Source organism: Haloferax gibbonsii ATCC 33959 (genome assembly GCF_000336775.1).
Taxonomy (GTDB): domain Archaea; phylum Halobacteriota; class Halobacteria; order Halobacteriales; family Haloferacaceae; genus Haloferax; species Haloferax gibbonsii.
The window spans coordinates 1-15459 of record NZ_AOLJ01000011.1 but is presented as its reverse complement, the minus strand read 5'-3'; the positions used below and the strand labels follow the sequence as shown (position 1 = coordinate 15459).

Genomic DNA, 15459 nt, shown 5'->3' with positions numbered 1-15459 from the left:
CGCGTTCGGTACGTTTTTCGCCGGCGCGACACATCACTCGGGTATGTCCGGAACCCTCGACCACGTGATGATTCGCGTCGAAGACCTCGAGGAGTCGCTCGACTGGTACACGACCCACCTCGGCTACGAGGAGAAGGGTCGCTGGGAGGCCGACACGTTCACTAACGTCTACCTCGGTCCCGAGGACCTCCACGAGGAGGGCGCGGTCCTCGAACTCACCTACAACCACGGCGACCACACCTACGAGATGGGCGACGCGTGGGGCCACATCGCGGTCCGCGTCCCCGAGGACGAACTCGAATCCTCCTACCAGCAGCTCATGGACGAGGGCGTCGAGGACTACCGCGACCCCGAGTCCTGCGGCGGTCGCTACGCGTTCGTCAAGGACCCCGACGGCCACGAGGTCGAAATCGTCAAGCGGGACCACGGCGCGAAGTGGAGCCTCGACCACACGATGATTCGCGTCGAGGACGCCGACGAGGCGCTCGGCTTCTGGACCCGCAAGTTCGGCTACGAGCACACCGGCCGCTGGGAGTCCGACACCTTCGCGAACTACTTCATGAAGCCCGAGGGCGCGGCCGAAGAGGCGATGGCCGTCGAACTCACCTACAACTACGACGGCCGGAGCTACGAGATGGGCGACGCGTGGGGCCACCTCGCCGTCAGCGCCGACGACCTCCACGACTACTGGGAGACGCTCATGGAGCGCGAGGCCGAGGACTACCGCGACCCCGAGTCCTGCGACGACATGTTCGCGTTCACCAAGGACCCCGACGGCCACGAAATCGAAGTTATCCCCGCCGACTTCGAGTCACCGGAATAACAGGTAGAATTTCTAACACTCTGCCGGTTCTGTTTATTCGCTGAACAGTACTCGTCTCTCGACGCTCTCCACGGAGAGACATTCCACAAAGTATTTATCCAATCTCCGGAGAGTCGCTTTCGTACCCCTACCCAAGGTGAAAATCAGCGAGTAATCCCCCCGCCCGACTACCCACGGGCGTACGGGAAAAAGCTGCTTCGCCGCTTATAGACTCATCTATAACAATGACAGCAAACAAACAAGTTCGCGCGGTTCTGCTCGCTGCGCTGATGGTTTTCTCGGTCTTTGCCGGGTCCATCGCGTTCACGGGCACTGCCGCTGCGGCGGCTACGTCGGCTACGGTATCTCCTGATACCGTCGACAAAGGCCCGTCTGCATCCGTCGATGTTACCGTTAACTCTGGCGGAGCGAACGATGTTCACGTATGGCTCGACCTGAATGACGACGGCTACTATAACGCCTCGGAGCCGAACAGCACGGATACCGCGGCCGCTACGGCAACCCTCTCGCTCTCGATTCCGGAGAGCGTCTCCGCCGGTGAGTACAACGTCTCCGCCGCAGAGAGCGCTATCCTGACCGCCGGTACCACCCAGCAAGAGGCTTACGACACGCTTGATGTCGTTGCCGCCAACCCTGCTGACTTCAACTCCGCCACCCACTTCGACGATGGCACGCCGAAGGTCGAAGTCGCCTTCGACGAGGCCGTCACGGTCAACGAGATGAACGTCACGGACGGCGAGACCAACCTCTCGCAGTCCGTCTCCGTCTCCAGCGGCCAAGTCAACGTCACCCTCAGCCAGGTTTACACCGACGACCTCGAAGTCACGTACAACGTGACGGACACGTCCGGTAACACGGCCACCGCGACTGAGGACGTCACCTTCGCTCCGATCTACGTCGCAAACGAGTCCAACAACACGGCCTACCAGGGCTCCAACGTCGCGGTCGTCGCGAGCGCGGTGGACACCGACGTCGAAGTCGAAGGCGCTGACGACGACAACAACTACCAGTTCTCCGGTTCCACTGGCCCCAACAGTCAGGTCTTCGTCTTCGACACGGACGGCAAGACCCTCGACACGTACCAGTTCACGGTCGGCGGCGCCCAGAAGGCGCAGGTTGACGTTCGCGACCTCGGTCTCGAACTCACCGTCGACGACCTCAACATCACGACCAAGGACGGTATCGAAGGCTCCGTCTCGGCTAACGCGGGCGACCGCACCGTCGACATCGTCGCACTTGACGACGACGGCGACGAGGTCGAGGACACCGAGACGACCGTTACGCTCAACGGCCAGGGTGAAGCCGACTTCAACCTGAGCTCGGTCGACGCTGGCGAGTACACGATTGAGGCGACTGACGCCTTCACGGGCGTCACGCTCGAGTCCGACACGGTCACCGTCTCGAAGGCCAAGGACTCCACGGGTGACTTCGCGTCGTCCGTCATCAACGAACAGGTCGGCGACGTCGCCGAAATCACCGTCACGCTCGACGGCACGGACACCGGGACGGTCACCATCGGTGACTACAGCCTCGGTTACAGCGCGAACGTCACCGTCGAAGACGACAACGACGACGGTGAGGTCGTCCTTCTGTTCAACAGCTACGCACCGAAGAAGACCTCCTCGTTCGACGTTGACGACAGCGACGACGAGTACACGGTCGAGGACATCACCACGGATATCCCGAGCGGTGAGACCCTCGACGCCGGCGATTACGACCTCGAGGTCGCCACCGGCGGCGAGGCCGACAACGTCGCGACGCTCGTCCTCGAAGACCGCAGCACCGACAGTGTCGCCACTTGGACGGCACCCACGGGCGCTGACCTCACCGAGACCGAAGACGTCTACGACGCCATCGAGAACGAGAACCTGACGCAGACGGACTCGCTTGCTAACGGCGACGTCGTCGTCACGCAGGTCTCCGCGACGGGCCTCGAAGGCGCGTTCGACGCGTCGAACTTCGACGCCCTCTCGGGCACGCAGTTCAACCTCACGGTCGAGCAGACGAACCCCGGTCCGAACCGCGACGCGAAGGTCCTGGGTATCAACAGCTCGAGCGCCACGATCATCGCTGACGGTGACAACGACACGTACTTCATCGTCTACGACCTCGACGACGTCTCTGCCTCGCGCACGGACTACTACGACAACACCTCGACGCTCTACGAAGTCGAGGACGACGACGCGTTCAACGCGACGTTCACCGTCCTCGAAGACGGTGACCTCGCCGAAGACGACGAGTCGGCATCCGACGAGTTCGAAGTCGTCACCCCCGAACTCGAACTGGACCAGGACGAGTTCGCGGTCGGTAACGCCGCCGAGCAGTCCATCTCGGGCACGGCCACCGTCGCCCCCGGTACGGAACTCACCATCCGCGTGACCTCCGACGGCGACACCCAGCCGCGCTTCCTGAAGACCGCTTCGGTGTACGTGCAGGCCGACGGCACGTTCTCCTCCGCGTTCGACTTCTCGGAGCAGAACCTCAACGACACGTTCGAAGTGACGGCTTCCGTCGACTCCGGCACGGCTGACGATGCGACCGCTGACGGCATCGTCGGCGAAGCCATGGAGACGACGACGGCCGCGGAAACGACCACCACCGAGGAATCCACGGAAACGACCACCACCGAAGAGTCGACCGAGGAGCCCACGGAAACGGCAACCGCGACCGAAGAGCCGACTGAGGAAGCGACCGAGGAGACCACCGAGTCCAGCACGCCTGGCTTCGGTGTCGTTGTCGCCCTCGTCGCCCTCGTCGCCGCGGCACTCCTCGCAGTCCGCCGCGACAACTAACGACCGCTAATCCACCACCGGGGTTCTCCCGGTCCCCTCAACACTTCTTTATCGACCGCCCACACAGCGGCGGCGCTGCGCGTTCGGGTCGACCCAACGGTCGCGTGGATTCGACGCCCGGAACGACAAGGGATTTATTCGCTCCACCGCATCGAACACGTATGCCCGGTCTCCTCTCCGACGTCCTCGCGTGGCTGGTCATCGGTACCTTCGTCGCCGGCGCGGTCGCCAACGGGCGGGACCGCGAGCTCGGACGGCGGGTGATGACCGCAGCGTGGGTGTTGTTTGCGGTCTTCTGGCTCCAACTCATCCCGCATTTCACGCTCGTTCACAAGAGCTACATCGAGGGGCTGTTGACCATCGCGGCCGTCCCGGCGTCGCTCTACGCCGGGTGGCTCCTCTACAACGGCCGCGACACGCTGTTCGTTCTCTCGCGGGCCGTCGCCGCCATGGGCGTGGTCTACCTTCCCTTCGAGACGATTCCCGCGCTGACGCTGTTCGGGACGACCATCCCGGCCCCGCGGGGCGTCCTCATGGAGTCCGTCGCGGCGCAGACGCGCTTCCTCATCGAGTCGCTGGGCTACACCCCCCAGATGATTCCCGGCGACGAGGGCTATCTGAACACGTTCCTGTGGATGCAGGGCTCTCACCGAATCGAAATCTCGGTCGTCCTCGCCTGTACCGGTCTCGGTAGCATCGCCATCTTCGCCGGGCTCATCGCCGCCGTCGACGCCCCGATGCGACGGAAGCTCCGCGGACTCGCTATCGCCGTTCCCATCATCTACGCGCTGAACCTACTGCGGACGACGTTCATCACCATCTCAGTCGGCAAACAGTACTTCCAGTGGTTCGTCGACGAGGTTCTGTTCCTCTTCGGCTCGTCGGACCCCTACATGGTGTCGTTTTTCATCTCCGACCGCATCATCAGCCAGGCGCTCGCAGTCGTCGCGCTCGTCGGCATCACGTACCTCGTCGTCCAAGAGGTGCCGGAACTCCTCACCGTCATCGAAGACGTGCTCTATATGGTGACCGGCGAGGAGTACGACCTCAGAAGTGAGTTGGGCCTCGACGGCCGGGCGTAGTCGGCTCCGTGCGGACGTAGTTCCGGTTTCGTTCTCGTTCTCGTTCGATTCTCGTCTCGCCTCAGTTTTCGTCGTCGAACAGTTCTTCGGGCGCGCCGCCGAGCGCCGAGAGCGCGTCGGCTTCGACGTGGTGGACCTCGCCGGGGATGACGAGCATGTGCAGCGGTTCGCCGAAGTCGCGCTCGGCGAGCGCCGACAGCCGGTCCGCAGCGACGACGGGGTCCGGACTCCCAGCCCGGCAGACGGCCACGCCCAGGGCGTCGCCGTCCCAGTGTTCGGCGAAGAGTTCGGCGGCGTAGTCGGCGGTCATGTACTGGTCGCCGTCGACCTCGACGCCGCGACGACCCTCCCAGTCGACCTTGATGTCGAGGTAGACCAGCGTGTGCAAGCCGAGTTCGCGGTTCGCTTCGAGCGAGTCGACGACGCTCTTCGGCACCGGGTCGCCACCGTGAACGTACGGGAACGGGAGCGTCACGGCCTTCCCGAAGCGGTAGTTCTGGAGTCCAGTCAGGCCGCTGGCGGCGGACTGGGCGGTCACGCCGTGGACGAGTCGCGTCTCGATACCGCGTTCTTCGGCCCGGAGGCGCAGGTCGACGTGCGTGGTCGAAATCATCGTGTCGCCGGCGGTGAGGAACGCGACGTGATCGTCCTCCGCGGCGTCGAGTATCGGCTCGGGGTCCTGTTCGACGCCGGCGCGGTCGCGGACCTCGATGCCGATGTCGTGGTAGGCTTCGAGTTCCTCGACGGTCGCGCCGACGAGGTGGCTCGTGTAGAACTCCGCGAAGGCGCGGTCGGCGTCCGCGAGCGCCTCCCGCCCTTCGACGGTGATGGAGCGCTCGTCGTACAGCCCGAGGCCGATGAAAGTGAGCATGTCCGTCCTCTGTCGCGGGCGATGATAAGCGGCGTGACCTCCGACGAGACGACGATGCCCATTGTTTGAGATTGTCCAACACACTATTGTAGTTTGGCGGAAAATATCACCTCTGCATGGCAACCGACAGCCGCACACTAGAGACGGAGATGTTCGGACGACCGGTACGGTTCGACTACTCGGAGCGGTGGGTGGGCTACTCGCTTTTCCTCCTCAGAGTGGTGATGGGGTGGACGCTGTTCCAAGGCGGCATCACGAAGCTCGTGACGTACCTCGATGCGGACCCCTCGAACAACTGGACTGCGGCGGGCTACCTCGCCAACGCGATTCCCGCGGGGAACCCCCTGATGGGGCTGTGGAGTTCGATGGCGGGGAGCCCGCTCATCGACATGCTGAACATGTGGGGCTTGACGCTCGCGGGATTGGCGCTCATCCTCGGCGCGTTCGTCAGATTTAGCGCCTTCTGGGGCGCAGTTATGATGCTGTTCTACTGGGCGGCGGCGCTCGAAGGCGGCATCCTCGCCGGACTGCCGCTGGCTCACGGCTGGGTCGTCGACGACCACATCGTCTACGCGGTGTTGCTGTTCGGTCTCGGTGCGTTCGGTGCGGGTCGTATCCTCGGCGTCGACGCCTACCTCGAAAACATGGAGTTCGTGCGGCGTAACCGGTGGATGAGTCTCGTCATGGGCTGACGACCGCGCACCAGCGACCGTTCTTTGGCCCCCGGCGCCGAACCCGACGGAACTTTCTCGACTGCCGCGTTTCGTTCGACTGATGTCGACACCTCGTGCGACGGTCTCCTGTCCGACGTGCGGCCTCGAAGAACACTTCTCCAAGCTCGCCGACGCGCGTCTCAGAATCGAAGAACATCGCGCGGAGACCGGACACGACCCCACGTGGGAGTTGGGACGGTTCGCACCCGGCGTGGAGAAGATGGGCGACGAAGCGGGCGTCTGCGGTGTGAACCTCGACGGGGACCGCTGACCGACATTCCGCACCCCAGCCCCGCCGAGCGTCGAGTCAGCGGATATGAGATTCATAACAATACGATATTCCGCCGAACGAGTGGGTATGTGGTGTGAACGGTGCGGACGGGATACGACGGTTCGGAGACACGCGGTAGACGAGTTCACCGGATTCCTCTGTAGCGACTGTCGGGTCGTTTGGGACCGATTTACCTCGGCGTAGCCGACGGAGGCGGTTCGGGCACCCGTTTCGCCGGCGCCGATAGCTACTTTTCGACCCGGTCGATAGCTGTGTCCGATGGTCGATGGAACCCGAGTCGCGGCCGTAGACGACGTCCCCGAAAACGGGTCGTACCTGTTCACCGCGGAGGACGCGTATTCGCGGACGAAAGAGCTCATCCTCGTCCGATGCGACGACGAGTCGGGCATCGAAGCGTGGCCGAACACGTGCACCCACGAGAACCAGCGGTTCGACCGCGGGACCGGTGCGGCGATGCGCGACGGCGAGATCATCTGCCCGAAACACGGGTCGATGTTCGACGCCTGTTCCGGCGCGTGCGAAAACGGCGAGGCGGCCGGTACCAGTCTCCCCGAGGTGGATGTCACGGTCGCCGACGGCGGCGTCTTCCTGATTGACGACGAGTACACCTATCTCTACGAGGGCGCGGCCCGAGACGACGAGGACGACGAGGATGACGACGATATTCCGAGTTCGACGTCACACATCGGATTTTAGGCCGCCCCTGCGACGCCCCGCCGCCGCGACCGTCGGTGCAGTGGTTGCCTACTGGTCGGAACCGGGCGAGAAGACGCGCTCGGGTCTCGACGCGCTTAGGTCCGGCTCGGGTTCGATTTCGAGGGCGTTTCGACGCGGGCTGACCGCCGTTCGCACGGCGACTACTCGAACGGGTTAGTCGACGCCCGCCTTTTCGGAGCGTCCACAACTACTCAGAGATGGGCGCGTGGTTCTGACGCGGCTGCTGCGGGGTGGACCATCATCTCTGGGGTTTGAGTTCGGCAGAAAGAGCCGGTGGAGGGCTCTCAACTGAACCTTTACCAGCCCATCGGCTGTCGATTCTCTCATGCCTTCCGACCCGAAGCAGTCGGTCGCGACNAGCCGGTGGAGGGCTCTCAACTGAACCTTTACCAGCCCATCGGCTGTCGATTCTCTCATGCCTTCCGACCCGAAGCAGTCGGTCGCGACCCTCCGGAAGAAACTCCGGAACGGAACCCGCGGCGGCTGTGACCGCGACCGCGAACTCCTGCTCGACTTCTCGGACGAACTTCGCCTGCTGCGCGAAGACTACGGCCACTACCGACACGAGAAGCTCCTCAGGCACAACGTCCGCATCAGCGAGAACGCAGAGACGTGTCTCCACGAGACGCTCGTGCGGGAACGCGACGGCGATGCCGACGACGAGGAGACGTTCTACGACGCCAAGGACGCCGCGAAGGTCGTCGTCCGCTGGATTCACGGCACCTACGACATCGAAGACGGCTCCCAAGAGACGAACCGCGACTACCGCGTGGCGTTTCGGCTCTTCGCGAAGCACGTCACCCGCGGGGACGACATCCCGGACACGCACTCGTGGATTTCGACGAAGACCAGCCGGGACTACCAGCCCGAACCCGACGAGGCCGACATGCTCGACCTCGAACGCGACGTCGAGCCGATGATAGAGGCGGCGCGGAACCCCCGCGACAAGGCGCTCATCGCGCTGCAGTTCGAGGGCGGCTTCCGCGGCGGCGAACTGTACGACATGCGCGTCGAGGACATCACGGACGGCAAGCACTCGCTGAAGGTCCGCGTCGACGGGAAGCGCGGCGAACACGACGTCCACCTCATCGTGGCCGTCCCGTACGTCAAGCGCTGGCTGGCCGAACACCCCGGCGACCACGACGACTATCTCTGGACGAAGCTCACCGAACCCGAGCGGTTCAGCTACACGCGTTTCCTCCAATGCTTCAAGGCCGCGGGTAAGCGCGCCGAGATTCGAAAGCCCGTCACGCCGACGAACTTCCGGAAGTCGAACGCCTACTGGCTCTCGACGCGCGAGAAGTCCCAAGCGTTCATCGAGGACCGGCAGGGTCGCGCCCGCGGGTCGCCCGTCATCTCCCGGTACGTCGCGAAGTTCTCCGGCGAGACCCAAGAGATTCAGTACGCGGCCATGCACGGTCTCGAAGCCGTCGAGACGGAGACGAAGGAACTCGCGCCCGTCACCTGCCCGCGCTGTGAGAAGGAGACGCCGCGGGAGCGCGGCTTCTGCATCCATTGCAACCAGTCGCTCGACATCGAGTCGAAGGAGCTCCTCGACCGCATCGGCACCGCCATCGACGACAAGGTGGTCGAAGCGGACGACGCCGACACCCGCCGAGACCTGCTTCGCGCTCGGCGGACGCTCGACGAGCGCCCGGCGATGATGGACACGGAGGAGCTTCACGAGTTGGCCTCGCGATTCTCTCTTTCCGACGAAGCCTGAAGCGCGAGTTCGAACACGCGCCCGATGTCGTCGTCTTTGAACTGCTCGTAGAGTCGTTCGAATAGCTCGCGCTCCTCTTCGGTCAGGGTGTCACGCGGCGGCGACTCGGCGCGGCTCATGGGTCGACCCTCCGGTTGGGACGGTGGGGACAGTCGCGACGTTCACCGTCCTCGTCGGGGCCGCGGTTGGCCGCCCGGCCGTGGCCGTACTCCGTGCGGTCCGGGCCGACGGTAATCCAGAAGCCGCAGACCGTGCAGTAGGCAGTGTGGTTCGGGTTCGTGACCGGAACGAGGTGGTNCTCCGTGCGGTCCGGGCCGACGGTAATCCAGAAGCCGCAGACCGTGCAGTAGGCAGTGTGGTTCGGGTTCGTGACCGGAACGAGGTGGTCCGGGAGGTCGGTATCGGCGTCCTCGTCGACGTCGGCCTCGAAGCGCCCGCAGTTCCCCCGCGGCGGGACGGCCTCGGTGGGAATCATTCGCCGCCTCCGGCGAGGTTGTACTTGCGGACGATGAGCCCGTCGCGGAACTCGCTGGCGCGTTCGGCGGCGGCTTCCAGCGCGGTCGCGAGCGCCCGGGCCTGTTCGGGCGTGAACGTCGTCGCCGTACTGAGGCTTCGGAACTCCTCGCCGACCTCGAAGATGACCGAGCCGTGAGCGACCTCGACGTAGAGGNGGGCCTGTTCGGGCGTGAACGTCGTCGCCGTACTGAGGCTTCGGAACTCCTCGCCGACCTCGAAGATGACCGAGCCGTGAGCGACCTCGACGTAGAGGTGGTTCACGCGGTCTTCGACCTCCGCGGAGATGCTTCCCCTGACGGTCGTCGATTCGATGTCGAGCGTGACGGCGAGTTCGTTCGCGCCGGCGTTCGCTTGCGCGTCGGGGACCGGGGATTCCCAGTCGCTCATCGGTTGCCTCCGGTGAGGTCGCTCGCACGAACGAATCCGAGTTCGCACCCGCACGGGACGACGGTGTGGCTGCCGGGTGCCGAGGTGGTGAAGCCCTCGATTGGCGTGGTGCAGACGGGGCAGTTGGACGGTGATTCCTCTTTCGGGTCGCGGGGTTTATCTCGCCCCCGCGAGTGGGNGGTGAAGCCCTCGATTGGCGTGGTGCAGACGGGGCAGTTGGACGGTGATTCCTCTTTCGGGTCGCGGGGTTTATCTCGCCCCCGCGAGTGGGTTAGTTCGGTCGTCATTGGCTGTCGCGACGACCCTTACCGGGCTCCTGTCTCAGCAGGGGGCCGGAGTTTCTACCAGACCTGTAAGCACCGACGAGGGTCGTCTGTATCCACCTTGAGACGCATTGGATATAAATCCTATTGACGATAGTACAAAATTAGACAAACCTATCGTCAATACACTTGTTACCGATAGGTGTGATTTTTGGCTCATGTCCGTCGACAATACAAGAGAAATGGTTGAGCGAATTTCGTGGTTCTCTCCCGTTGACTACGAGATACTGATGTTCTACGACGAGCACGACGTCGGAGTGACGGCGAAATCGCTTGCCTACAACATCGACTACAACCGAAAGTACGTCAACCAGCGCGTTCGCGTACTCGAGGACGCCGGCTTCTTCACCAACACGAACGGAATCTACGAACTCACGGACTTCGGTCGCGACTTCCTCGCTGGAAGGGTTGACGCCGACGACGTTGAGGCGCTCGGCGACGACTGATTCTGTTGGTGTAGCTGTGAGCACGGCATGCTAACTGAGGCCGGTTGGTTAGAAAGGGATGATTGGGTGGTGTCCGGATTGGCCGATACTGCAGCATCTTCCATCGACCTACTTAAACAAACCCGCTACTGAAGGTCGATGGAAACTAGCGCCTGTAAACAACAGTTATGGGCTTTGAGAGTAGAATTTTGACCGGGGTTTCAGACGAACCAAGCTGGTGTTGAAGCGCGTCCAGTCCGTGACCATCAACTACAATCAGGGGTTTCAGACGAACCAAGCTGGTGTTGAAGCAGTTTGTTGTTCCCAAACCGGACTTCCGCGCCCCCGTTTCAGACGAACCAAGCTGGTGTTGAAGCTGGACAAGCACTCCCAACCGAACATCGCCTTGAGCGCGAGTTTCAGACGAACCAAGCTGGTGTTGAAGCTCTCCTCGTTCGCTTCAAGACGCGCCCGGTCGGGGTGTTTCAGACGAACCAAGCTGGTGTTGAAGCAAACTCCCCGGCTTCGGCGAGGAGTACGACGACTGGTTTCAGACGAACCAAGCTGGTGTTGAAGCGATGTCGTAGGACTCGCTCTCGCGGTGCTCGGCCAGTTTCAGACGAACCAAGCTGGTGTTGAAGCATAAATACGGGATGTGGTTGAGGACGGCACGCGCGCGGTTTCAGACGAACCAAGCTGGTGTTGAAGCCGTTTCGACGAACGCCGGTGCGCCCGACGGTCGCGTGGTTTCAGACGAACCAAGCTGGTGTTGAAGCCCGTACGTCGTTTGGGCGATGTCGCGCCAGTTGACCGTGTTTCAGACGAACCAAGCTGGTGTTGAAGCTCCATCCCCGCCGCGCGTCGGAACCAAATAGTCACGGTTTCAGACGAACCAAGCTGGTGTTGAAGCGTTGATCGCCGTGATNGTTGAAGCTCCATCCCCGCCGCGCGTCGGAACCAAATAGTCACGGTTTCAGACGAACCAAGCTGGTGTTGAAGCGTTGATCGCCGTGATCTTGGCGACGCCCTCGTCGGCGTTTCAGACGAACCAAGCTGGTGTTGAAGCCTGTTTCCATTGGGTCTTACTCTCGCCACCGTCGGGTTTCAGACGAACCAAGCTGGTGTTGAAGCGTCGTCGTTGGGGCGACGGCCGGGCTCGCAGGGGGCAACGGAACTGGTTTCAGACGAACCAAGCTGGTGTTGAAGCACGCCCTCGGACCCGCATCTCCTCATCGAGACGGTCGTTTCAGACGAACCAAGCTGGTGTTGAAGCGACGACCTTCGCGGTGAATTGGAGGCCAACGAATAGTTTCAGACGAACCAAGCTGGTGTTGAAGCCTCGTGGACGTGACTTCGTTGGTTGCGCCACCGGGGAGTTTCAGACGAACCAAGCTGGTGTTGAAGCCCGTTGCATGGTCGATGATCGGGGCTAATTCGGTTGTTTCAGACGAACCAAGCTGGTGTTGAAGCAACAGCTACTACCGGGACGAGGTCGCAGAACTCGCCCAGTTTCAGACGAACCAAGCTGGTGTTGAAGCCACGCTTCGACGTTTTCGGCTTTTGGTACGCGACGGTTTCAGACGAACCAAGCTGGTGTTGAAGCCGCAAGAGCGCCTAAGCCCCCGGCGTTCACTTTCACTCGTTTCAGACGAACCAAGCTGGTGTTGAAGCACGAGCAGGGGCGGGCAGATCGACGACTCAACGAGTTTCAGACGAACCAAGCTGGTGTTGAAGCCCGGAACGTCGCCCGCCGTGACGGCAATCGGCGTGTTTCAGACGAACCAAGCTGGTGTTGAAGCGTCGACGCGGACCTGCAACAGAGAGGTGGTCGAGAGTTTCAGACGAACCAAGCTGGTGTTGAAGCGTCCAGGTGTCGGGCATCGTCCGCAAGGCGACTGACGGTTTCAGACGAACCAAGCTGGTGTTGAAGCCACAAGACGAAAATGGTCAAACAACGAACGGCTCGTGGTTTCAGACGAACCAAGCTGGTGTTGAAGCCCCGCCACAGAGCTAGAGGCGTCCGGGTCGAACGAGTTTCAGACGAACCAAGCTGGTGTTGAAGCTTCCAGCGGTCGGTGACGCGGTTATCTTCCTCGGGGGTTTCAGACGAACCAAGCTGGTGTTGAAGCTGAGCGCCCCAACAATCGGCACAAGTGCAAACGCGTTTCAGACGAACCAAGCTGGTGTTGAAGCGTATCCGACGAACGGGTCGGAAACCGACACGGCGAGCGTTTCAGACGAACCAAGCTGGTGTTGAAGCGGCTCACTCTGAGCCTGGCGAGGGGAAGACCTCGTTGTTTCAGACGAACCAAGCTGGGGTTGAAGCCTCACATGGGAACCCATACGCGCGCGTACGTAAACGAGTTTCAGACGAACCAAGCTGGTGTTGAAGCAGTAGATGAACTCAGTACCGTTTGACAGGGCTTGGGTTTCAGACGAACCAAGCTGGTGTTGAAGCTTCAACGACCGTCGTCTCGTTGAGGAGGTCGTTGGGGTTTCAGACGAACCAAGCTGGTGTTGAAGCTCGACGTTTGACGATTCGAGTCACTTTCTGGAAGCGTTTCAGACGAACCAAGCTGGTGTTGAAGCACGTGACGTCTCGGATGGACCTCGGCGAGGGTCTCATGTTTCAGACGAACCAAGCTGGGGTTGAAGCGAACCCCGTTCGAGTACGATGAGTCAGTGACGGTCGTTTCAGACGAACCAAGCTGGTGTTGAAGCTCACCAAGCACCGCAATGCCGATTGGCATTCCGTTCGTTTCAGACGAACCAAGCTGGTGTTGAAGCGCGCTGGAGGTGAAGATCGACGAGAGCCAGCAGGGGGTTTCAGACGAACCAAGCTGGTGTTGAAGCAGCGTGAAGAGACGTTCTACCACGCCGAGGGGAGCAGTTTCAGACGAACCAAGCTGGTGTTGAAGCCTCGTCATCGTCCGCAGGCGCTACGGCCTCCACCGGTTTCAGACGAACCAAGCTGGTGTTGAAGCTTCTACACCGACGACGACGCGCCCGCTGGATGGGCGGTTTCAGACGAACCAAGCTGGTGTTGAAGCCACGAACGACGGGGCAAGACGTTCGACCGCAGTCACAGTTTCAGACGAACCAAGCTGGTGTTGAAGCACTCACGATCAATCTTACTTCGCCCGGGTCCTCGGGTTTCAGACGAACCAAGCTGGTGTTGAAGCTCGTCTTCCGGCTCGTCGGGAGTGTCGTCGGTCTCGTTTCAGACGAACCAAGCTGGTGTTGAAGCCATCGCTCGGCTACCTCGCCGCGACGTTCGCCGCCGTTTCAGACGAACCAAGCTGGTGTTGAAGCATAGGGTGTATGAACGTGGTATGGAAGCCGCGCCGAGTTTCAGACGAACCAAGCTGGTGTTGAAGCAGGATAATCAAGCTCCGTATGCCACCCACGACACTGTTTCAGACGAACCAAGCTGGTGTTGAAGCATGGAGCCCAATACGGGTCGATTCCTCGATAATAAGTTTCAGACGAACCAAGCTGGGGTTGAAGCCTCTCGTCGAGGACGGGCGGCGACCAGGACGGCGGCGTTTCAGACGAACCAAGCTGGTGTTGAAGCCGACCCGATGGACACGGCGAGAATCTGGTCTCTCCCGAGTTTCAGACGAACCAAGCTGGTGTTGAAGCCCGTTCCACCCCAGCCGAGCCATGCAACGGTTCCGTGTTTCAGACGAACCAAGCTGGTGTTGAAGCTCACCAGCTGCCGGAGCGCGTCGTTGACGTACTGTTTGTTTCAGACGAACCAAGCTGGTGTTGAAGCACGACATCATTCGCGCCCATCTCGAAAACGCTCAAGCGTTTCAGACGAACCAAGCTGGTGTTGAAGCCATGGGGCGATGGTGACGCCCTTCGTGGACTACACGTTTCAGACGAACCAAGCTGGTGTTGAAGCCTCCCAGCGCCGGCGCTCATCGGTCACCTCCGCCGGTTTCAGACGAACCAAGCTGGTGNCGTTTCAGACGAACCAAGCTGGTGTTGAAGCCTCCCAGCGCCGGCGCTCATCGGTCACCTCCGCCGGTTTCAGACGAACCAAGCTGGTGTTGAAGCTTCACGGCGGAATGTTCGGATATCAGGAATGCACTCGTTTCAGACGAACCAAGCTGGTGTTGAAGCTTTGATGGAAGCCAGACGTGGCCCAGAACCAGTGGGTTTCAGACGAACCAAGCTGGTGTTGAAGCGCGATTCGGTCTCGTTCGACATCACCGTCGAGCACCGTTTCAGACGAACCAAGCTGGTGTTGAAGCGTTTCGCCAGCTAATCGTCCGGGTCGGCTTCCCGGTTTCAGACGAACCAAGCTGGTGTTGAAGCTCTTGGCTCAAGTCGTCGACGGTTTCAACACCCGTTTCAGACGAACCAAGCTGGTGTTGAAGCNCAGACGAACCAAGCTGGTGTTGAAGCTCTTGGCTCAAGTCGTCGACGGTTTCAACACCCGTTTCAGACGAACCAAGCTGGTGTTGAAGCTTCTCACCGACGTTTCTCGACCCTCGAGCGACAGTTTCAGACGAACCAAGCTGGTGTTGAAGCGCGAGTAGAGTTCCACACCGTACGAGAACATTGACTTGTTTCAGACGAACCAAGCTGGTGTTGAAGCGACGTCGCGCCGGCGGAGGGCGACCGCCGTGTATCGGGTTTCAGACGAACCAAGCTGGTGTTGAAGCACGGACCCGACGCCGCCGCTGGCTGCGAAGGCGTGTTTCAGACGAACCAAGCTGGTGTTGAAGCTCATTCAGAACCACCGGCCCGACGCGCTCTCCCGAGGGTTTCAGACGAACCAAGCTGG

The 15459-nt window shown here is 61.5% G+C and carries 10 protein-coding genes and 1 CRISPR repeat array; of the genes, 8 read left to right on the top strand and 2 right to left on the bottom strand.

Going from position 1 to position 15459, the window contains the following annotated elements; all coding sequences use genetic code 11:
* The first annotated feature begins 43 nt into the window (after positions 1 to 43).
* From C454_RS02875 to artA, 3 genes are all read left to right on the top strand, one after another.
* Entirely contained in the window at positions 44 to 823 is a 780-nt protein-coding gene (locus tag C454_RS02875) for a VOC family protein (protein ID WP_049904940.1), read from the top strand.
* 269 nt (positions 824 to 1092) lie between these two features.
* Positions 1093 to 3615, top strand: a complete 2523-nt coding sequence (locus tag C454_RS02870) for an ArtA-dependent S-layer glycoprotein (protein WP_394324751.1) — start codon at positions 1093 to 1095, stop codon at positions 3613 to 3615.
* A 161-nt stretch (positions 3616 to 3776) separates the two neighbouring features.
* Positions 3777 to 4697 carry an archaeosortase A gene (gene artA / locus C454_RS02865; RefSeq protein ID WP_004972511.1) on the top strand — a complete coding sequence of 307 codons (921 nt, stop codon included), beginning with the start codon at positions 3777 to 3779 and terminating at the stop codon, positions 4695 to 4697.
* A gap of 61 nt (positions 4698 to 4758) precedes the next feature.
* Here artA and dph5 read toward each other — a convergent pair whose 3' ends face one another.
* Positions 4759 to 5568, bottom strand: coding sequence for a diphthine synthase (dph5, locus tag C454_RS02860; RefSeq protein WP_004972510.1), 810 nt, complete (start codon positions 5566 to 5568; stop codon positions 4759 to 4761).
* Positions 5569 to 5717: 149 nt separating this feature from the next.
* Here dph5 and C454_RS02855 point away from each other — a divergent pair, with 149 nt between their 5' ends.
* The 4 genes from C454_RS02855 to C454_RS02840 all read left to right on the top strand — a co-directional run bounded on the left by C454_RS02855 (position 5718) and on the right by C454_RS02840 (position 9013).
* Positions 5718 to 6260 carry a DoxX family protein gene (locus C454_RS02855; protein ID WP_004972507.1) on the top strand — a complete coding sequence of 181 codons (543 nt, stop codon included), beginning with the start codon at positions 5718 to 5720 and terminating at the stop codon, positions 6258 to 6260.
* Between the two features lie 82 nt (positions 6261 to 6342).
* Positions 6343 to 6552, top strand: a complete 210-nt coding sequence (locus tag C454_RS02850; RefSeq protein WP_004972506.1) for a DUF7542 family protein — start codon at positions 6343 to 6345, stop codon at positions 6550 to 6552.
* 279 nt (positions 6553 to 6831) lie between these two features.
* Positions 6832 to 7269 (top strand): Rieske (2Fe-2S) protein, encoded by a 438-nt coding sequence (locus tag C454_RS02845; protein ID WP_004972505.1) that lies wholly within the window; start codon positions 6832 to 6834, stop codon positions 7267 to 7269.
* 436 nt (positions 7270 to 7705) lie between these two features.
* The gene (locus C454_RS02840) at positions 7706 to 9013 is read left to right on the top strand and encodes a tyrosine-type recombinase/integrase (RefSeq protein WP_004972504.1); all 1308 of its coding nucleotides are present in this window, start codon (positions 7706 to 7708) and stop codon (positions 9011 to 9013) included.
* Here C454_RS02840 and C454_RS02835 read toward each other — a convergent pair.
* Positions 8971 to 9132 (bottom strand): hypothetical protein, encoded by a 162-nt coding sequence (locus C454_RS02835; protein WP_004972502.1) that lies wholly within the window; start codon positions 9130 to 9132, stop codon positions 8971 to 8973. The genes C454_RS02840 and C454_RS02835 overlap by 43 nt on opposite strands.
* A gap of 1265 nt (positions 9133 to 10397) precedes the next feature.
* Between C454_RS02835 and C454_RS02820 the strand changes: the two genes are divergently transcribed.
* Complete coding sequence (locus tag C454_RS02820) at positions 10398 to 10685, top strand: phage repressor protein (protein ID WP_049904937.1); 288 nt, start codon at positions 10398 to 10400, stop codon at positions 10683 to 10685.
* A gap of 197 nt (positions 10686 to 10882) precedes the next feature.
* A CRISPR array of direct repeats spans positions 10883 to 15401; the repeat unit is 30 nt; unit sequence GTTTCAGACGAACCAAGCTGGTGTTGAAGC.
* Positions 15402 to 15459 lie beyond the last annotated feature (58 nt).

What these genes read in the sequence shown, in the direction of transcription:
- C454_RS02875 (WP_049904940.1), top strand. Translation starts at nt 44, where the DNA reads ATGTCCGGAACCCTCGACCACGTGATGATTCGCGTCGAAGACCTCGAG.
- C454_RS02870 (WP_394324751.1), top strand. Translation starts at nt 1,093, where the DNA reads ATGGTTTTCTCGGTCTTTGCCGGGTCCATCGCGTTCACGGGCACTGCC.
- artA (WP_004972511.1), top strand. Translation starts at nt 3,777, where the DNA reads ATGCCCGGTCTCCTCTCCGACGTCCTCGCGTGGCTGGTCATCGGTACC.
- dph5 (WP_004972510.1), bottom strand. Translation starts at nt 5,568, where the DNA reads ATGCTCACTTTCATCGGCCTCGGGCTGTACGACGAGCGCTCCATCACC.
- C454_RS02855 (WP_004972507.1), top strand. Translation starts at nt 5,718, where the DNA reads ATGTTCGGACGACCGGTACGGTTCGACTACTCGGAGCGGTGGGTGGGC.
- C454_RS02850 (WP_004972506.1), top strand. Translation starts at nt 6,343, where the DNA reads ATGTCGACACCTCGTGCGACGGTCTCCTGTCCGACGTGCGGCCTCGAA.
- C454_RS02845 (WP_004972505.1), top strand. Translation starts at nt 6,832, where the DNA reads ATGGTCGATGGAACCCGAGTCGCGGCCGTAGACGACGTCCCCGAAAAC.
- C454_RS02840 (WP_004972504.1), top strand. Translation starts at nt 7,706, where the DNA reads ATGCCTTCCGACCCGAAGCAGTCGGTCGCGACCCTCCGGAAGAAACTC.
- C454_RS02835 (WP_004972502.1), bottom strand. Translation starts at nt 9,132, where the DNA reads ATGAGCCGCGCCGAGTCGCCGCCGCGTGACACCCTGACCGAAGAGGAG.
- C454_RS02820 (WP_049904937.1), top strand. Translation starts at nt 10,398, where the DNA reads ATGTCCGTCGACAATACAAGAGAAATGGTTGAGCGAATTTCGTGGTTC.